Here is a 17,886-nt window from a genome sequence, read left to right as displayed (position 1 = left end):
TTGCATGCTCAGTGTGTGTTCCTCAGTGCGCGTTCTTCAGGCCGCCGTCTCCAGCTGCCTGGCGGCGGCAAGCTGATTCGGCAGCGCGCCGATGCCGTCGATCGATACGACGACCGTCGAGCCGTCCTTGATCGAGCCAACCCCGATCGACGTTCCGCAGGCGATCACGTCGCCGGGCATCAGCGTCATGTCGTGCGAGATCATGCTGACCTGTTCGGCGGGTGTGAAGATCATGTCGGAGATCGGGTAGTTCTGCCGTTCGACATCGTCGAGACGCGTCACGACATTCGCGTTGCGCCAGTCGAAGTTTCTTTTGATCACGGGCCCGATGCAGCTGAACGTATCGAAGCCTTTCGAGCGGCACCATTGCGCGAAATTCGGGTCTTCGTTCAGCAGGTCGACGGCCGTGACATCGTTGATGCATGTGTAGCCAAAGATATAGTCGTCCGCTTCTTCGGGCGAGACATTGGTGCAGCGTTTGCCGATCACGATGCCGAGCTCGCCTTCGTAGGCGATCTTGCCGCTATAGCCTTTGGGGCGGCGAATGGGCGCGCCGGGGCCGATCACCGACATGGGCGGCTTGATCAGAAAGAGCGGGTGCGACGGCGCCGCCTTGCCGAGCTTCTGCGACAGCGCATGAAAGTTGTTCCAGAGCGCGACGACTTTGGTCGGCAGGCATGGGCTCAACAACTCGACGTCGTCCTGTTGCCATTGCTTGCCTGTCGCTGTTGTCTCGCCGAACATGTCGCCTTCGAACTCGGCGATGCTGCCCTTGTCCAGCACGCCGAAACCGATATGACCTTGGGGCTGCCGGAAGCGTATCCACGATGTCATCGAAACTGTCTCCACACATTTTTTGTCGACCGACACGGTGAATACGCCCGCGTCACGAGTTTGAATCGGGTTTGATTCTTCAAATAGCGCCGACGGTCCGCAGCGCTTCGATCTGTTCACGCGAATAGCCGAGTTCGGCCATCACTTCATCGGTGTGCTCGCCGAGCAGCGGCGAGCGCGTCACCTCCGTCGGACTGTCCGACAGCTTGATCGGGTTGCCCACCGTCAGATACTTGCCGCGCACCGGGTGATCGACCTCGACGATCGTGCCCGTCTTGCGCAGCGAGTCGTCTTCGGCGATCTCCTTCATCGACAGGATCGGCCCGCACGGAATGTCGTATTTGTTCAGGATCTCCATCGCCTCGAACTTGGTCTTCGTCATCGTCCAGCGTTCGATCTCCGCGAAGATGTCCTTCAGGCGCGGCAGGCGCGCGGCGGGCGTCGCGTACTCGGGGTCGGTGGCCCACTCTTCGCGGCCGATCACGTTGCAGATCTTCACCCACACGGGTGCCTGCGTGATGAAGTAGATGTACGCGTTCGGATCGTGCTCCCAGCCCTTGCACTTCAGAATCCAGCCCGGCTGTCCGCCGCCCGACGCATTGCCCGCGCGCGGCACCGCTTCGCCGAACGTGCCGTTCGGATACTGCGGGTACTCCTTCATCACACCCGTGCGCTCCAGCCGCTGCTGGTCGCGCAGCTTCACGCGGCACAGGTTCAGCACGCCGTCCTGCATCGCCGCGAGCACCTTCTGGCCGCGGCCCGTCATGGTGCGCTGATAGAGCGCGGTGACGATGCCCAGCGCCAGGTGCAGGCCCGTGCCGCTGTCGCCGATCTGCGCGCCCGTCACCACGGGCGGGCCGTCATCGAAACCGGTGGTGGAGGCCGCGCCTCCCACGCATTGCGCGACGTTCTCGTAGACCTTGCAGTCTTCGTACGGGCCGGGGCCGAAGCCCTTGACCGACGCGACGATCATCTTCGGGTTCAGCTCCTGGATGCGCTCCCAGGTGAAGCCCATGCGGTCCAGCGCGCCCGGCGCGAAGTTCTCCACCAGCACGTCGCACTTCTGGATCAGCGCCTCGAGCACGAGCTTGCCTTCGGGGTTCTTCGTGTCGATGGTGACCGAGCGTTTGTTGTGGTTGAGCATCGTGAAGTACAGGCTGTCGGCGTCGGGGATGTCGCGCAGTTGCTCGCGCGTGATGTCGCCTGCGCCTGCGCGCTCTACCTTGATCACGTCCGCGCCGAACCATGCGAGCAACTGCGTGCAGGTCGGGCCCGATTGCACGTGGGTGAAATCGAGAATGCGCACACCGTCGAGTGCCTTGCCCATGCTACGTCTCCCATCTTTGTTGAATGTGTTGCTTGCGCCTGCCGGGGTGTTTTTGCCCGGGCTTTGAACACGCCTGATATGTGATATATCGTATTTACAGCCCGGTATTTGAGCAAGCTTTTTTGCCAGGTTTTTAGTGGGGATAAACCCCAAGGGGGTGGTGGGTCGCTGGCGCTTGTGTTTTTGTGGTTTTTGCGGACGGTTGTGGTGGTTTTTTTGCTGTTCGCTGCGAGGGGCTTTGCGCTGGCATCCGCGTCGCGCCTACGCGGCGCAAGCGTTGCCCCTGTGCGGGGCGGCACCTACTTTTCTTTGCCGCCGCAAAGAAAAGTAGGCAAAAGAAAGCGGCTCACACCGCCAATTCTTGACGTTTACCCACGGGCCCCCAACGGCCCCGCCCTTCACACGACAACAAATTTGCCCACGCGCGTTGCCAACGCATTCACCGAGCGCCTCACCCATTTCACGCACCGACGCCCTGACCCACGATATGGAATATCCACGGCCCCATAGCGGCAAACTGTGTGTAGGTCGTGCCGTCATACAGGGCAGCGCTCTTACAGGGTGGAACGCATACTCAATGGGTCCGAAGTGAGGCGCATACGGCGCGACGGCCTACACACAGTTTGCCACCTGGGCGGCGGGTGGCTGTCTGGCACGGCGTGCTGCGACGCGGGCGCATGAAGCGGGTGAGGCGCACATAAAGAGCGTTGGCAACGAACATGAAAACGTGCGTTACCGCGTGAAGTGTGGGGACGTCGAGGGCCCGTGGGCAAGAAGAAGAGTTGGCGGTGTGAGCCGCTTTCTTTTGCCTACTTTTCTTTGCGGCGGCAAAGAAAAGTAGGTGCCGCCCCGCACAGGGGCGACGCGTGAAGTGAGCTAACGTAACGCGGATGCCAGCGTAGAGGCTAAAAAAAACCCGAACCTCGCACGCCAGCGCAAAAAACACAAAAACCAAGCCAACCCAAAACCCTACCGCCGCACGGCCAAAAACCGCTACCCCGCCTGCGGCCCAATAACCTCAAACACAGCGCCGCGCGCAGCGGCAATAGCAGCCGCCTCAGTAGCAAACACAGTGTGATCAACAACATGCTGAAAAGGCAGAACATGAACCGCGACCTCTGCCCCATCATCCAGTTTGCGAACGGCGGCAAACGCCGCCCACCCACCGTTATGAATAAACTGCATCGCCGACAACTCGACCTGATAAGGTCCAACAATTTCCACACGCATCGATGTTCTCCATACCCGATCGCCGCAACGACGACAGGCGTTGATATTGACCGCGCGAGCGAATACAAAAAGCGCAAAAGGCACATTCAGGCGCCAACGCGCGCCTCAAGTTCCGCGATGCGCTTGCGCAGATTGCGGTCTTCCTGAAAGCGCGCGGTTTCATCGCGGATCACTGCGACGATGCCCGTCAATTCGCGCTCGGGTGAATACAACAGTGCAACCGTAAAAGCGATGGACAGCGCGCGCCCGTCCTTGTGAACAGAAGGCACGCGAAGCAGATCGTTGCCATAGCGCGTCTGTCCCGTCGCCATGGTCTTTTCATAGCCTTCCCAATGACGCCCGCGCAAACGCTCGGGAATAATCAGATCGAGCGACTGACCCAGCGCGTCCTCCTGCGTGAATCCGAAAATGCGTTCGGCCGCGGGATTCCACAGCGTAATCGCGCCGTGCGGGTCCGAAATCACGACGGCGTCGCCGATCGCGTGCACCAGTTGCTCAAAATCGATGGCTGCTTGCATATAGGGGCTCGTGTGTTATGGGCTCGCTGCCGTTCAGTGAAAACAGCGCCACGCGGGCGCTGTTCGAGTGGGCTCCGTCTCTCTCCGTGCAACCCGGAGCCCGGTGCTACGCCGGGAACAATTACACCACTTTCGCTTCCCGCAAGTTGGCGATCTGGTCGAAGCTGTAGCCCAGATCCTTCAGCACTTCTTCCGTGTGCTCGCCCAGCAGCGGCGAACCGGTGATCTCGGGCTTCATGTCCGAGAACTTGATCGGGCTGCCAACCGTCAGGTACTTGCCGCGCGCCTTGTGGTCCACTTCGACGATCGTGCCGCTCTTGCGCAGCGACTCGTCGTTGGCGATTTCCTTCATCGACAGAACAGGCGAGCACGGAATGTCGAACTTGCGCAGAATGTCGACCGCTTCGAACTTCGTCTTGTCGGCGAGCCATTCTTCGATCGTGTTGAAAATATCGAAGATGTGCGGCTGACGTGCCTGCGCCGTCATGTAGGCCGGGTCGTCGATCCATTCCGGCTTGCCGATCGCGCGGCAGATCGGCTCCCACGCGTGTCCCTGAACCGTGAAGTAGATGTACGCGTTCGGGTCCGTTTCCCAGCCCTTGCACTTGAGCACCCAGCCCGGCTGGCCGCCGCCGCCCGCATTGCCGCCGCGCGGCACGACATCGGTGAATTCGCCGTGCGGATACTGCGGATACTCTTCGAGGTAGCCGACGCGGTCCAGACGCTGCTGGTCGCGCAGCTTCACGCGGCACAGGTTGATCACGCTGTCCTGCATCGACACGGCCACCTTCTGCCCCTTGCCCGTCTTGTCGCGGCCAATCAGCGCCGTGAGAATGCCGATGGCCAGATGCATGCCCGTGTTGCTGTCGCCGAGCGCCGCTGCGCTGACCGTCGGCGGGCCGTCCCAGAAGCCCGTGGTCGATGCGGCGCCGCCTGCGCACTGCGCGACGTTTTCATAGACCTTCAGGTCGTCGTAATGGTGGCCGTCGCTGAAGCCCTTGACGGACGCGACGATCATCTTCGGGTTCAGCTCGTTGATGCGCTCCCATGTAAAGCCCATGCGGTCCAGCGCGCCCGGCGCGAAGTTCTCGACCAGCACGTCCGATTCCTTGATCAGCTTTTCGAGCACTTCCTTGCCGGCCTGCGTTTTCGTGTCGAGCGTCAGCGAACGCTTGTTGCTGTTGAGCATCGTGAAGTACAGCGCGTCGGCTTCCGGAATGTCACGCAGCTGGTTGCGCGTCACGTCGCCCGAACCGGGGCGCTCGACCTTGATCACATCCGCGCCGAACCAGGCAAGCAACTGGGTGCACGCAGGACCTGCCTGGACGTGCGTGAAGTCGATGATCTTGACGCCTTCGAGTGGTTTGCTCACTTTTGTATCTCCGTGGTTGGCTGATGTCACTTTTTCATTGCCGCGCTTTGCGGGTTCAGATTGGTCAAGCGTCCGCTTTCCGTACCGGCCGCTTCGTCGATCACTGCGTTGATGAGCGTCGGCTTGCCGGATGCGATGGCTTCCTTGACCGCTTTCTCCAGTTCTTCCGGCGTCGTCACGTTGTAGCCGATGCCGCCGAATGCCTCGATCATCTTGTCGTAGCGCGCGTCCTTCACGAACACCGTCGGCGCGACGTCCTTGCCGCCCGTCGGGTTCACGTCGGTGCCGCGATACACGCCGTTGTTGTTGAAGATGATCGTGCACACGGGCAGGTCGTAACGGCAGATCGTTTCGAGTTCCATGCCGCTGAAACCGAACGCGCTATCGCCTTCGATTGCTAGAACCTGCTTGCCGCTCGTCACGGCTGCGCCGATCGCGAAGCCCATGCCGATGCCCATCACGCCCCACGTACCCGAGTCGAAACGCTTGCGCGGCTGGTACATGTCGATGATGGCGCGCGCGTAGTCCAGCGTGTTCGCGCCTTCGTTGACGACGTTGATGTCGGGATTCGCCTTGACGATGTCGCGCAGCACGCGCAGCGCGCTGTGGAAGTTCATCGGCGACGGATTCTTCGCGAGCGTCGCGGCCATCTTCTCGAGGTTCGTGTTCTTCTTCTGATTGACGGCGTCGAGCCATTCCTTCGGCGGCTGCGGGAAGTCGTCGCCGACCTGGTCGAGCAGCGACGCGACGCACGAGCCGATGTCGCCGACGATAGGCGCCGCGATCGCGACGTTGCTATCCATTTCCTGCGCCGAGATGTCGATCTGCACGAACTGCTTGGGCTTGCCCCACGTCTTGCCCTTGCCGTGCGACAGCAGCCAGTTCAACCGTGCGCCGATCAGCACCACGACATCCGACTCGGCCAGCACGAACGAACGCGCCGCCGAAGCCGATTGCTCGTGCGTGTCGGGCAGCAGGCCCTTGGCCATCGACATTGGCAGATACGGAATGCCCGTCTTCTCGATGAACGCGCGGATTTCCTTGTCGGCCTGTGAATACGAAGCGCCCTTGCCGAGCAGCACCAGCGGACGCTTTGCGCCCTTCAGCAGATCGATCGCGCGCTTGACGGAATCGGGCGCGGGCAGCTGGCGCGGCGCGGCGTCGATCACGCGGATGATCGACTGCTTCGCTTTCACGGCGTCGATGGTCTGCGACAGCAGCTTCGCCGGCAGATCCAGATACACGCCGCCCGGACGGCCCGACACGGCGGCGCGAATCGCACGTGCGAGGCCGACGCCGATGTCTTCCGCGTGCAGCACGCGATACGCAGCCTTCGCATACGGCTTCGCCGCGTTCAGCTGGTCCATCTCTTCGTAATCGCCTTGCTGCAGGTCGACGATTTCACGTTCGCTCGATCCGCTGATCAGGATCATCGGGAAGCAGTTCGTCGTTGCGTTGGCGAGTGCCGTGAGGCCGTTCAGGAAGCCAGGTGCCGACACCGTGAGGCAGATGCCGGGCTTTTGCGTCATGTAGCCGGCAATCGCCGCCGCATGACCTGCGTGCTGCTCGTGACGGAAACCGATAAAGCGCATTCCTTCGGCTTGCGCGAGGCGCGCGAGGTCGGTGATAGGAATGCCGACCAGACCAAAAATCGTGTCGATATCGTTCGCTTTGAGTGCATCGATGACGAGGTGGAAACCGTCCGTCGTTTGTTGTGCGTTCTCTTCAGCGGATTCTTGCGGTCTGATCTCAAGTACATCTGCCATGACGTCTCCTCCTTGGCCGGGTGTTGTGTGTCGTCTCGTGATATACAATATTCCAAACACAATATTAGTCAACGGATTTTTGCAGGTGCTTCAGGTCTCATCCGGTGTTGCTGCATTGCAAAAGTTGGCTAGCGCTTTGTGTCTGAAGGGTCTGGGCGCCTGAATCGTGCATCGCATCAAGCGCCCGTTCGGGATAGTCCTGGGGTCGTTATCTGTCGGTGGCGGCGGCCCTCAGTCCAGAAAATCGCAGTGCGCTTCGACGTACAGCGCGAGGTCGAGCGAGTGTTGCCGCACCAGTGCTTCGACGCGCTCGGTGTCGCGCGCTTCCAGCGCCTCGATGATGCGCATGTGGTCTTCGATCGAACGCGAAGCGCGGTCGCTCTGCGCGATCGTCATGCGGCGTATCGCGCGCACGTGCATGAAGATGTTCTTGATGGTGTCGAGGATGATCTGCGAACCGGACAACTCGACGAGCGCCTGGTGAAACGCGATGTTCACCTCGGAGTACTCCTCGATGTGATCGGTCGGCGTTGCGGAATGGAAGTCGTCGAACATCGCGCGCAGTCCCGCAATGTCCTCGTTCGACGCGCGCTGTGTCGCCAGACGCGCCGCCACGCTTTCGAGCGCGGCCCACATGCAGATCATCTCGACGATCTCTTTCTTGGTCTTGCGCAGGATGTACACGCCGCGGCGCGGCACGGTGCGCAGAAAGCCTTCCTGTTCGAGCAGCGTCATTGCCTCGCGCACGGGCGTGCGGCTCACGCCGAGCGCCTCGGTCAGTTCCTTCTCATCCAGCCGCACTTCAGTGCGCGAGTGATAGATGTCGGTGTTCGCGATCGCGTGCTTGAGTCGCGCGTACGCCTGATCCCGCAGCGAAGCTGTCGCGCTGATCGGCGTGAGGTTCAGGCTCAACGGGATCGTGCGGACATTTTCTTGCGTGTCGGTGGACATGGTCGACGTGTCTCCTCGTTGTCGAATACGGTGGCGGCCCGCTCAACGCAAGCGCCGGATCAGGCGCGGTCGCGTGGCCTTTTACATGTCTTGAAGTACCGTCTTGCATATGTGCAATACTGTATATCACATATCTTGTCGCCACCAATTCTCCTGCACCCTAGGTCTGCAGCAAACTCTCCATAAATGTCAGTGAATAGTTTTCAAAGAAAACTTTAACTATCGTGAATCTATCGACGCGCCTAAGCTGTCTTCACGCAATCGACGATTTGGAGGGGATGATGCGCAACGCACACGATCAACACCGGACTCACTACGAACGCGCAATCGAGGCGCAACTGTGCGCGTTCAACAGCGCATTCGCCGACCTCGGTTTGCGTTTCCGCTGGGACGCGCAAACGCTGACGTCGCTTGCGACGATCGACGGCGAGCATGCTCGCGTCGTCGCTTATCTGGAGGCGCATCAGGCGCATTTGCTCAGCGCGTACAGCGCCGAGTTTCTGAGCGCGGCGATTCTCGCGAAGAAGAGCGCGCATACGCCCGAGGTGCTGCCGACGCGCATCGACGCGCCGGCCGACGCACTTCGTTCGAACCGTTCCGGCTTTTCGTTTTCGCAGTACTTTGCCGATGACGGCGTGCCTGCTCTTGCAGGTGCCTGAAGCACGGCAAGACGTATATCGAGCAGGACGCAAGCAATCTCCCGCGCTGACGAAGCGCGGGAGATTTTTTATTGGCGCGTCAATTGCCGGGAGAGCGAATTCCGCGTAAACGCGCGAAATTCATTGCGGACAAAAAGACAAAGCGGCACGCCGCCCTTCCGGGCCGCGCACCGCTTGAAGATTATTTCAATGATGAACCCGCAGCGCCGCAAGGGCGCCGTGCCTCATTCGCCCGAGCTTGCGCTCAACCGGGACGCGTTGGCCGACGACGCGGATGCAGACGTCCCCGACTCGATCCACCGTGCGCGCATCGGTGCGAGCACGAACTTCGCCGACACGCCCGCCGCAATCGTGATCACCGCCGAGACGATGAACACCAGGTTCCAGCCGCCCGTCGCCGACAACACCGACGCGAGCGGCACCAGCAGCGCCGCCGTGCCCTTCGCGGTATAGAGCGTGCCCGCATTCGACGCCGCAAACTTGCTGCCGAACGTGTCCGCGCAGATGGCCGGGAAGATCGAGAAGATCTCGCCCCAGAACAGGAAGATCAGCGCCGCGAACGTCATGAACGCATACGGATTCTGGCCGTACTGCATCATGCCGAGCAGCGCGAGCCCTTCGCCGATGAAGATCGCGAACATCGTGTTCTCGCGGCCGATCTTGTCGGAGATGAAGCCGCACAGCGGACGCGTGAAGCCGTTGCAGATGTTGTCGATGGACAGCGTCATCGTCAGCAGCGGCAGCGTCATGCCGAACATCGTCATCGGCATTTTCGCGAGGCCCCAGTCCTTTGCGATAGGACCGATTTGCGCCGTCGCCATCAGGCCGCCTGCCGCGACCGCGACAAACGCTGCGTAGATCACCCAGAACACGGGCGTCCTGATCATCTGCCCCGGCGTGTAGTCGACCTTGCTGACCGCGAACTTGCGCTTGACGTTCGATGCAGCGCGCGTCGACGGCTTGTGCAGCAGCAGCGCCAGCACGAAGATCGCCACGCCTTGCAGGATGCCGAAGAACAGGAACGTGTGCTCGTAACCCGAGCGCGTAATCATGTTGGCGATCGGAATTACCGTGACGGCCGCGCCTGCGCCGAAGCCTGCTGCCGTCAAGCCCGCCGCGAGACCGCGCTTGTCCGGAAACCACTTCAGCGCATTGCCGACGCAGGTGCCGTACACGCCACCCGCGCCGATGCCCGCGACGACGGAGCCGATATACAGCTCGGGCAGCGTCGTCGCATGCGCGAACAGCATCCACGCGAGGCCCGCGCAGATCGCGCCGCCCGCGACGACAGGACGTGGACCGAAACGGTCGACGAGCCATCCTTCGACAGGTACGAGCCACGTCTCCGTGACGATGAAGATCGAGAACGCAAGCTGAATCGATGCTTCGCCCCAGTGGTGCCGCGCGTTCATCGGCGCGACGAAGAGCGTCCATGCATATTGAAGGTTGGCAACCAGTGCCATGCACAGCATGCCAATCACCAATTGACACCAACGGTTCGAAAATAGACCGCTTCCCGTCGCCTGTCGGGTGTTTCCATTCATGAGCATCGTCTCCGCATTTCTAATGTTTTCGATGCAAGCCGCGCAATCCGTGATCGCGCTGCCCGCATCCGCCTTGCTGTTTTCTTCTACCCGGCGCTGGGGACTTTCGACAGACCTGTGTAGTTAACCATTCAAACAGGCTTCAGTCTTTACATTTTTATTCCAGCGGCCTGCGGATTTTCCCCAATGCAATGCGCTTAAACACCGCCATTGCACGCGTTAACCCTTAAAGCAGGACGCATCCGGGCAACCCATCGTAAGAGCGCACAGGGGATTGGGAATAATTAAAGAAAGTTATCGAATGCATTCGCGATCCTTTATGGATGCGACGGCACGGGGCGCGCAGAGGAGCTCGCCGGTTGGCAATGAGGGAAGATGCGGACATCCGGGAACGGATGTCCGCGATAGTTCAGAGCGTAGCGACTGCCTTCAATCGAGAAAGTCGCAATTGGCCTCGATGAAAGCAGCGAGGTCGAGCGAGTGCTGGCGCACGAGACGCTCCGCGAGTTCGGTGTCGCGCTTCTCCAGTGCCTCGATGATGCGCAGATGGTCGACGATGGAACGCGACGCGCGGTCGCTCTGCGAAATCGTCATGCGGCGAATCGCGCGCACGTGAATGAAGATGTTCTTGATCGTGTCGAGAATGATCTGCGACTTCGACAGTTCGACGATAGCCTGATGGAACGCAATGTTCGCATCCGAGTACTCGGCGATATGCTCGGCCGGCGTCGAATCGCGGAACTGATCGAACATGTGCCGCAGCCGCGCAATTTCTTCATCCGTGGCGTGCAGCGTGGCGAGACGCGCGGCCATGCTTTCCAGCGCGGCCCACATCTGTACCATCTCGACGATCTCGCGCTTGCTCTTGCGCACAATATAGATGCCCCGGCGCGGGATCGTGCGCACGAAGCCTTCCTGTTCGAGCAGCGTCATGGCCTCGCGCACGGGCGTGCGGCTCACGCCCAGCGATTCGCTCAGCGCGCGGTCGTCGAGGCGTATTTCGTCACGCGACGCATAGATATCGGCATCGGCGATCGCCGCGCGCAGCATCGCGTAGGCGCGATCACGCAGACTGGCGCTCGTCCCGATGGGTTGCAGTGACAGGGTGAACGGCGTAGCCGCTGGCTGACTGTCAAGTTCTGACGACATGCATCGCCTCTGATCCGGTCGGTGCGAGTGAGCACCGTAGTTGGCTCGAACGGCGCACTGCGCCGCTCCCGTATCCGCGCCCGTCTACTGCCTTCATCGTCACGCGGACTGTGAACGTATTCAGTATATCAGCGTGTGAGGTATTGTCGATCAAACCCGCATCGGCGCTGGCTGTGCAGCTTCGCCACACGCGTCGCGCAGTGTAGCGTACCCGGCAAAAGCGCTTAAGGATTAGGCACCGTCGATGCGCCGCCTGTCGCCGCTGCCGTCAAAGCCTCAGGAGCTGAGGACGCTGCGCGCGGCGCTTCATGCGCGATCGTGCCGCATTGCAGTTGGCCGTTGTCGCTGGATTCGAGCTCGCTGGCGTTCAAGTTCGCGCAGGCGGCTTCGACGATCGTGCCGATGTCGTGCCGGTTGCGCTCGCGCGCGGCATGCTTCATTTCACTCTGGAGCCAGCCGCTGAAACTGACGACGGCGAACACGGCAACGGTGAGCAGTACGGACTCGGTCTTGGACAAACGCATCTTTGATAGGGCTTTGCAGGAGGGACGGCCAGACACGTTATCGGCAGCGGCGCAAAAAGCTTGAATGGTTCGATGGCCCGGGTGGATTTATCGAACCGTCGCGATGCATTCGCCACACAGCATGGTTAGCATCGAATTCGCCGTTAAAACGGATCGTGAAATTCATGTTCGGATTGCATGCCCGAAATGGCTATATCGAATCGCGCCTCCCTTCATGCAAATTGTCTTGAGCCAATCGTCTTGGTGTTGGCTGAATCGCTCCATTAGCCTGTCGCCTGCTTCAAGCTTCCATACCGCGAACGTTACTCCCGGCTTTCGCATTCGAATCGAAAAGCCGCAATATGCAATACGGATTTCGCCAATCCGATTGTTGGAGACCACTATGACCGCCGAACCCGAGAGCTTCCGAGATCAATTCGTCTCGCTGTTCCAGTCAGCCGTCGATCAGGTCGTGCGCAGCACGACGCCCGCCGCGACGCTCGCCTCGCGGCCGGGAACGGACAACGCGCTCGTCAATGCAGCGGCGACGATTGCGTCGCTGAAGTCGCAAGGCGCATCGGCCCTGCCCGACGTCGCGCCGGACGAAGTCGCGCAGGACGCCTGGACCTGCGCAAAGATGGGCTTTGCGTTGATGGAAGCCCGCGCTCGCGGCGACGCGGCCGGCGCTGAAAGTATCGAGAACGACCTGCGCTTCAACGTCTGCGATCCGGCGTGGATCAAGGTGATCGAGAGCTACATGCAGTTCTTCGGCCCGGACGGCAAGCGCGCGTCGATTCCCTACCGGCGCGCGGCCGCCATCGGCCCCGTCACGGTGCCGCTGAAAGCAGGCGCAACGGTCGCGCTGATCGCCGACTGGGGAACGGGAACGGACGTCGCCGTGGATCTGCTGAAGCAGGCCGCGCTGCAAAACCCCGACGTCGTGATTCATCTCGGCGACATCTACTACTCGGGCACGCCGCAGGAATGCGAGGCGAACTTCAGGAACATCGTCGATAGCGTACTGTCGCGCAGCACGAAGGACGTGCCCGTCTACACGCTGTCAGGTAACCACGACATGTATTCAGGCGGCGCCGGCTATTACGGGCTGATCGACACGCTCAACGATCACGCGCGCCTTCAGCCCGCCAGCTTCTTCTGCCTGCGCAACGACGACTGGCAGTTCATCGCGCTGGACACGGGACTGCACGACTACAACCCGTTCGACGGAACGGAAGTCCTCACCTTCATCGAGCAGGATGAAGAGGACTGGATCGTCGAGCGCATCGCCGAATTCAGCGGCAAAACGATCCTGCTTTCGCATCATCAACTCTTTTCCGCGCTGTCGCAGATCGGACCGTTGCAGACGGGCGGCAAGCTCATCGCGCACAACCCGAAACTGCTCGCGAGTTATCAGCGTTTCGCGCAGGCCGCAAAGCAACCCATCAGTGCATGGTTCTGGGGCCACGAGCACAACCTGAGCATCTATCAGCCGTACCTCGGATTGAACCGCGGACGCTGCATCGGGCACGGCGCGGTGCCCGTGATCGTCGACGGACCCGAGAACGCGCCGGACCCGCGTATCGTCAACCCGCCCGCTCTGCAGAACGTGCTGCTGAAAGAGGCGGACAAGATCTATATGCACGGCTTCACGATCATCCGGCTCGGGCAAGGTGCGCAGAGCGGGCAGGCGTCGGCGGAGTACTACGAAAGCAGTGACGGCACGACGCCCATGTTCACGGAAACGCTCTAGCGCCCGCTGAACGCCGTCACACGTCGACGATCACTTCGAAGCCGCCGTAGATCAGCCGTTTGCCGTCGAAAGGCATGGTCATCGCCTCCGGTTGCAGGCGCGGATCGGCCATCACCTTGCTCATGCCTTCGTCGCGCTTCGCGCGCGAAGGCCAGACGACCCACGAGAACACGACCACTTCGTCCGGCTCGCGCTTGACGGCCAGCGGGAACGACGTGAGCTTGCCTTCCGGCACGTCGTCGCCCCAGCACTCGACGACGTTCAGCGCTCCATATTCCTTGAACACGCCCGCCGCCGTCTCGGCGTGCTTGCGGTATATCTCGCGATTCTCCGCCTTCACTGCCACCACGAATCCATCTACATAGTTCATTGCCGCCTCCTGTATGAAATCGTCAGATGCCGGGCATAAAAAACGCCGCTGCCCGGTTCTACACAGACGACGATCGACGCGACAGCAAATCGACAGCTTCGCGAATATTTTCATGTCAGGCTGCGCGGCGGGCGTGCACCGCATGCCGCGCCAATGTCATAATCCGCGCAGCATTTCACACACGTTTTCCATCGACATGGCGAGCCGGTTCCATCGGAAGATTGGCTGCATTCTCGGATTGCTCGCGATCCTGATGGCGGCGCTCGCACCTACCGTGTCGCAGGCCATCGCGGCGAGCCGCGGCGCATATGACCCCGCCGCCGCGCTCTGCTCCGCCCAAACGGCCAGTCCCGCCGACACCCGGGAGGACGACGCCGGCAATACGCACACGCTCGCCTCGCACTGGCATGCATGCGGCTATTGCAGCCTGCTCGCGCATCTTCCCGTGCTGCCCGCGGCACCGTCGACGTTCGCGCTGACGGTCGCCGCGATGACACAGCGCGTCGCAGTTCGCTTCGAAAGCGTCGCGCTCGTCACTCCCTTCGAAAGCGCGCAGCCGCGCGCGCCGCCCGTGCATCTCTGAGTCGAACCCGCGTATCCGCAATGCCGTCACGGCGTTGCTGTTTTCGCGCACGCCGCGTTGCCGCTTCCCCGCGCGCACGCGGCCGGTGCGCGCGCCCACTCAGGATCACACACATGAACACCCGACACTTCAGGCGCGGCAGGCTGCCGTTCGCCGGCTGCATGCTCGCCGCCCTGCTCGCTCCTTCCATTTCTCACGCGCACGCGATTGCGGGCGACCGTGTCTTCCCTGCGACGATGGCCGTCGACGATCCCGGCGTCAGCGACGAACTCAATCTGGAATACGGCCACCAGCGCCTGCGCGGCGACGATGGCGACCAGAGCGTCAACAGCTTCAGCTTCGAGTACGACAAGCTGATTACGCCGCGCCTCGCGGTGTCGCTCGGAGGCGCCTACGTCGGGCAGAACAATCCGACCGCGCACGGCTTCGACAACTTCAGCGTCGGCCTCAAGTACCTGCTGTACGTGAACGAGGCGCACGAGTTCATGACGTCGATAGGCGTCGACGCGGACCTGGGCGGCACGGGCAGCCACGCGATTGGCGAGAGCTTCTCGACCATCTCGCCGACGATCTTCGCCGGCAAGGGCTTCGGCGACCTGCCCGATTCGCTGGCGTATCTGCGCCCCGTCGCGATCACGGGCGAGGCGGGCCCCGCGTTCACGACGGGCGCCGGCCAGCCGAATGCGTTCAATTACGGCGTGACCGTGCAATACAGCCTGCCCTATCTGCAGCAGCACGTGCGCGACGTCGGCTTGCCGCAGCCGCTCGCGAACCTGATCCCCATCGTCGAAATTCCGCTGTCGCGCAGCCAGGGGCAAACCACGGGCACGATCAACCCGGGCGTCATCTGGATCAACCGTTATGGGCAATTCGGCATCGAGGCGCAAATCCCCGTGAATCACGCGAGCGGCTCGCATGTCGGCGTGCTGGTGCAGGCGCACCTGTTCTTCGACGACATCGCGCCCACGACGATCGGCAAACCGCTTTTCCCATAACGAGGACCATCATGAACACGACCCGACTTGCGGCGGCGCTGGCGCTGTCACTCACGCTGATGCCGCTCGCGGCGCTGGCCCATGTGTTTCCGCAGAAGCAGGAGCCCGGCGCGGGCACGACCGTCGAGGCGCCCGCCAAGGTGACCATCGCCTTCGACGGCCCGCTCGAACCCGCCTTCAGTTCGTTGACCGTCACGGATGCAGCGGGCAAGCAGGTGAGCACCGCGAAATCGACGATCGATGCGCAGCAGCCGAGCGTCGCGTCGGTCGCGCTGCCCGCGCTGGCCGCGGGGAAATACACGGTGCATTGGGTGGCCGTGGCGTCGGACGGACATCGCACGCACGGCGATTACTCGTTCAACGTGAAGTGATGAGGCGCGCCGAACACCACGTACGCTCTGCTGCATCGCGATTGAAAATGTCGTAGAAAATGGGCTGAATGCGCGACGCGCGGCGTCATGAAACTGGACATGACGCCGCGTTGCACCAGGCCGTGCTACTGTCGCGAGGAGCCGTTGCAAGCGGGCATTGAAACAGCCGTTGCACGCGGCCGGCCTGCACGTCGCTTTGACCGTTCAACCCCGCTATGGAGTGTGCGTGAACAATCCGCTGATTTTTGGCTTTGCGCTCGTCGCAGTCGATGTCGTGATCTGGCGTTGCACCACCCCAAAAAACGAAGTCGCGCGGTTGCTGGTGCGGCTGTGCATTTACGCGGCGCTCAGCGCACTGCTGTTCGGCTCGGGCCTGAGTCCGTTCTCGCAGGCGCCTTACGCGGATTCGAAGCCGTTGCACGTGCTTGGCCAGGTGCTTGAAATCATCTGGTGGCTGATGGGCGCGCGTCTGCTCAGCCTTGCGCTCGACACGTTGCTGTTGCCGCAGACCTGGCGCCGTCAAAGGCTCTTCTCGGACGTATTCGGCGCGGTGGTTTTTCTCGCGGCTGCCGTCGCGGCGCTCGGCTTCGTGCTCGAACTGCCGGTGCGCGGGCTGGTCGCGACATCGGGCGCACTCGCCATCGTGCTTGGCCTTGCGATCCAGAGCACGCTCAGCGACGTGTTTGCCGGCATTGTGATCAACACGACCGAGCCGTATCACATTGGCAACTGGGTGATCATCGACGGCGTGGAGGGCAAGGTGCTGGAGATGAACTGGCGCGCGACGCATCTGCTGACATCGCAAGGCAATATCGTGATCGTGCCGAATGCCGTGGCGGCGAAGGCGAAGATCACGAACAGCAGCCGGCCGCCGGCGCTGCACGGCGTGACCCTCATGCTGGAGATCACGCCCGAAGCGCGTCCGAGCGTGGTGCTGGCTGCGCTCGAACGCGCGCTGGCGGGCGTGCGCGCGGTGATCGCCGACCCGGCGCCGTATGCGATCGTGAAGCGGACCAGCATCATGTCCGTCACATACGAGGCGACTGCGTATGTCGACGACATGAGCAAGAAGCTCGCCGTCACGAACGAGCTGTTTGACTTGTGCTACCGGCAGTTGCAGGCGGCGGGCGTCGATCTGAAGCCGCTTGGGGGCGGGTATGCGCCTTCGCCTTCGGCCTTGCCGACGCAGCAGATCGATCCGCGCGTTGCGCTGCTGCGGCGCGTGGAGATTTTTGCCGCGTTGACGGCGGACGAGTTGCAGCGTCTTGCGCCTATGCTGTCCCGTCGCTCTTATGAGCGTGGCGACACGGTGGTCACGCCGGACACGGTGCTCGACCATTTGACCATTGTGGATTCGGGGGTGCTGTCTGTGGTGGCGCAGGATACGTCTGGGCCTGTCGAAGTGACTCGTCTGGGTCCTGGCGACGCGATGGGTGAATTCGGTCTGCTGGCAGGTATGCCCGCGCGCGTGACGATCTCGGCGCTTACGTCGGCGACTGTTTATCAGTTGAAGAAGGAAGATTTGACGCCGCTGCTGAAGGATAAGCCAGATGTCGCGAGGGAGATGTGTCAGATGTTGTCGCGGAGGCAGGATACGCTGGGCAAGCTCGGGACGCCGGCGCCTGTTGCGCAATCCGAGCAGTCGATTTTTCAATGGCTGCTGGATGGGATGAAGAAGTTGCATGATCTGACGTTTTGAGTTTTTTTTGTCTGCGACGCTGGGGGTTGTGTTGGCGTTCGCGGTTTGGTTGTTCGGGCCTTTGCGCTGGCATTCGCGGTTTGCTTTTGCTTTTGCTTTCGCTGGCATCCGCGAATTGTTAGCGTGCTTCACGCGTCGCCCCTGTGCGGGGCGGCACCTACTTTTCTTTGCCGCCGCAAAGAAAAGTAGGCAAAAGAAAGCGGCTCACACCGACAGTGCTAGTTCTTGCCTGAGGGCCCCCAAAGGGTCTTACGCTCCACACGAC

17 protein-coding genes are annotated in these 17,886 nt (G+C 61.6%); 6 read left to right on the top strand and 11 right to left on the bottom strand.

Annotated elements, in window-relative coordinates; all coding sequences use genetic code 11:
* Positions 1–36: 36 nt before the first annotated feature.
* From C2L66_RS19595 to C2L66_RS19565, 7 genes are all read right to left on the bottom strand, one after another.
* Positions 37–834 (bottom strand): fumarylacetoacetate hydrolase family protein, encoded by a 798-nt coding sequence (locus C2L66_RS19595; protein WP_060606879.1) that lies wholly within the window; start codon positions 832–834, stop codon positions 37–39.
* A 79-nt stretch (positions 835–913) separates the two neighbouring features.
* Positions 914–2,161, bottom strand: coding sequence for a formyl-CoA transferase (gene frc / locus C2L66_RS19590; RefSeq protein ID WP_060603602.1), 1,248 nt, complete (start codon positions 2,159–2,161; stop codon positions 914–916).
* Between the two features lie 993 nt (positions 2,162–3,154).
* Positions 3,155–3,391, bottom strand: coding sequence for a hypothetical protein (locus C2L66_RS19585; RefSeq protein ID WP_036002312.1), 237 nt, complete (start codon positions 3,389–3,391; stop codon positions 3,155–3,157).
* Between the two features lie 86 nt (positions 3,392–3,477).
* Complete coding sequence (locus tag C2L66_RS19580; protein ID WP_036000895.1) at positions 3,478–3,909, bottom strand: PAS domain-containing protein; 432 nt, start codon at positions 3,907–3,909, stop codon at positions 3,478–3,480.
* 121 nt (positions 3,910–4,030) lie between these two features.
* Complete coding sequence (frc, locus tag C2L66_RS19575; protein ID WP_054932601.1) at positions 4,031–5,281, bottom strand: formyl-CoA transferase; 1,251 nt, start codon at positions 5,279–5,281, stop codon at positions 4,031–4,033.
* Between the two features lie 26 nt (positions 5,282–5,307).
* Positions 5,308–7,047: an oxalyl-CoA decarboxylase gene (gene oxc, locus C2L66_RS19570; protein WP_060603605.1), complete on the bottom strand. Its 1,740-nt coding sequence runs from the start codon at positions 7,045–7,047 to the stop codon at positions 5,308–5,310.
* 231 nt (positions 7,048–7,278) lie between these two features.
* Entirely contained in the window at positions 7,279–7,998 is a 720-nt protein-coding gene (locus tag C2L66_RS19565; protein ID WP_036000887.1) for a GntR family transcriptional regulator, read from the bottom strand.
* Positions 7,999–8,279: 281 nt separating this feature from the next.
* On the opposite strand from C2L66_RS19565, the gene C2L66_RS19560 reads away from it, so the two are divergent.
* Positions 8,280–8,657: a hypothetical protein gene (locus tag C2L66_RS19560; RefSeq protein WP_054932608.1), complete on the top strand. Its 378-nt coding sequence runs from the start codon at positions 8,280–8,282 to the stop codon at positions 8,655–8,657.
* 224 nt (positions 8,658–8,881) lie between these two features.
* Here the strand turns inward: C2L66_RS19560 and oxlT are convergent, their stop codons facing one another.
* The 3 genes from oxlT to C2L66_RS19545 form a co-directional block, all read right to left on the bottom strand.
* Positions 8,882–10,201, bottom strand: coding sequence for an oxalate/formate MFS antiporter (gene oxlT / locus C2L66_RS19555; RefSeq protein WP_054932609.1), 1,320 nt, complete (start codon positions 10,199–10,201; stop codon positions 8,882–8,884).
* Positions 10,202–10,630: 429 nt separating this feature from the next.
* The gene (locus tag C2L66_RS19550) at positions 10,631–11,350 is read right to left on the bottom strand and encodes a GntR family transcriptional regulator (RefSeq protein ID WP_036000882.1); all 720 of its coding nucleotides are present in this window, start codon (positions 11,348–11,350) and stop codon (positions 10,631–10,633) included.
* A gap of 224 nt (positions 11,351–11,574) precedes the next feature.
* The gene (locus tag C2L66_RS19545; RefSeq protein WP_054932603.1) at positions 11,575–11,874 is read right to left on the bottom strand and encodes a hypothetical protein; all 300 of its coding nucleotides are present in this window, start codon (positions 11,872–11,874) and stop codon (positions 11,575–11,577) included.
* 382 nt (positions 11,875–12,256) lie between these two features.
* Between C2L66_RS19545 and C2L66_RS19540 the strand changes: the two genes are divergently transcribed.
* Positions 12,257–13,603 (top strand): metallophosphoesterase family protein, encoded by a 1,347-nt coding sequence (locus tag C2L66_RS19540; RefSeq protein ID WP_060603608.1) that lies wholly within the window; start codon positions 12,257–12,259, stop codon positions 13,601–13,603.
* A gap of 16 nt (positions 13,604–13,619) precedes the next feature.
* On the opposite strand, the gene C2L66_RS19535 is transcribed toward C2L66_RS19540, so the two are convergent.
* Positions 13,620–13,973 (bottom strand): DUF1428 domain-containing protein, encoded by a 354-nt coding sequence (locus C2L66_RS19535; protein WP_054932605.1) that lies wholly within the window; start codon positions 13,971–13,973, stop codon positions 13,620–13,622.
* A gap of 112 nt (positions 13,974–14,085) precedes the next feature.
* Here C2L66_RS19535 and C2L66_RS19530 point away from each other — a divergent pair, with 112 nt between their 5' ends.
* From C2L66_RS19530 to C2L66_RS19515, 4 genes are all read left to right on the top strand, one after another.
* The gene (locus C2L66_RS19530; protein ID WP_224101711.1) at positions 14,086–14,556 is read left to right on the top strand and encodes a DUF2946 domain-containing protein; all 471 of its coding nucleotides are present in this window, start codon (positions 14,086–14,088) and stop codon (positions 14,554–14,556) included.
* Positions 14,557–14,669: 113 nt separating this feature from the next.
* Complete coding sequence (locus C2L66_RS19525) at positions 14,670–15,551, top strand: hypothetical protein (protein WP_060603614.1); 882 nt, start codon at positions 14,670–14,672, stop codon at positions 15,549–15,551.
* Between the two features lie 11 nt (positions 15,552–15,562).
* Positions 15,563–15,922 carry a copper resistance CopC family protein gene (locus tag C2L66_RS19520; protein ID WP_060603617.1) on the top strand — a complete coding sequence of 120 codons (360 nt, stop codon included), beginning with the start codon at positions 15,563–15,565 and terminating at the stop codon, positions 15,920–15,922.
* 226 nt (positions 15,923–16,148) lie between these two features.
* Entirely contained in the window at positions 16,149–17,621 is a 1,473-nt protein-coding gene (locus tag C2L66_RS19515; RefSeq protein ID WP_054932611.1) for a mechanosensitive ion channel domain-containing protein, read from the top strand.
* Positions 17,622–17,886 lie beyond the last annotated feature (265 nt).

Origin of the sequence: Paraburkholderia caribensis, assembly GCF_002902945.1 — a bacterium.
Taxonomy (GTDB): Bacteria; Pseudomonadota; Gammaproteobacteria; order Burkholderiales; family Burkholderiaceae; genus Paraburkholderia; species Paraburkholderia caribensis.
Note: the sequence above shows the minus strand (reverse complement) of the source record. Positions and strands in the feature narration are given on the sequence as shown.

Bases quoted from the DNA above. Each gene is read 5' to 3' on its own strand.
- C2L66_RS19585 (WP_036002312.1), bottom strand. From the start codon at position 3,391: ATGCGTGTGGAAATTGTTGGACCTTATCAGGTCGAGTTGTCGGCGATG.
- C2L66_RS19535 (WP_054932605.1), bottom strand. From the start codon at position 13,973: ATGAACTATGTAGATGGATTCGTGGTGGCAGTGAAGGCGGAGAATCGC.
- C2L66_RS19525 (WP_060603614.1), top strand. From the start codon at position 14,670: ATGAACACCCGACACTTCAGGCGCGGCAGGCTGCCGTTCGCCGGCTGC.
- C2L66_RS19530 (WP_224101711.1), top strand. From the start codon at position 14,086: ATGTCAGGCTGCGCGGCGGGCGTGCACCGCATGCCGCGCCAATGTCAT.
- oxc (WP_060603605.1), bottom strand. From the start codon at position 7,047: ATGGCAGATGTACTTGAGATCAGACCGCAAGAATCCGCTGAAGAGAAC.
- C2L66_RS19595 (WP_060606879.1), bottom strand. From the start codon at position 834: ATGACATCGTGGATACGCTTCCGGCAGCCCCAAGGTCATATCGGTTTC.
- C2L66_RS19520 (WP_060603617.1), top strand. From the start codon at position 15,563: ATGAACACGACCCGACTTGCGGCGGCGCTGGCGCTGTCACTCACGCTG.
- frc (WP_060603602.1), bottom strand. From the start codon at position 2,161: ATGGGCAAGGCACTCGACGGTGTGCGCATTCTCGATTTCACCCACGTG.
- C2L66_RS19540 (WP_060603608.1), top strand. From the start codon at position 12,257: ATGACCGCCGAACCCGAGAGCTTCCGAGATCAATTCGTCTCGCTGTTC.
- C2L66_RS19560 (WP_054932608.1), top strand. From the start codon at position 8,280: ATGCGCAACGCACACGATCAACACCGGACTCACTACGAACGCGCAATC.
- C2L66_RS19580 (WP_036000895.1), bottom strand. From the start codon at position 3,909: ATGCAAGCAGCCATCGATTTTGAGCAACTGGTGCACGCGATCGGCGAC.
- C2L66_RS19565 (WP_036000887.1), bottom strand. From the start codon at position 7,998: ATGTCCACCGACACGCAAGAAAATGTCCGCACGATCCCGTTGAGCCTG.
- oxlT (WP_054932609.1), bottom strand. From the start codon at position 10,201: ATGAATGGAAACACCCGACAGGCGACGGGAAGCGGTCTATTTTCGAAC.
- C2L66_RS19545 (WP_054932603.1), bottom strand. From the start codon at position 11,874: ATGCGTTTGTCCAAGACCGAGTCCGTACTGCTCACCGTTGCCGTGTTC.
- C2L66_RS19550 (WP_036000882.1), bottom strand. From the start codon at position 11,350: ATGTCGTCAGAACTTGACAGTCAGCCAGCGGCTACGCCGTTCACCCTG.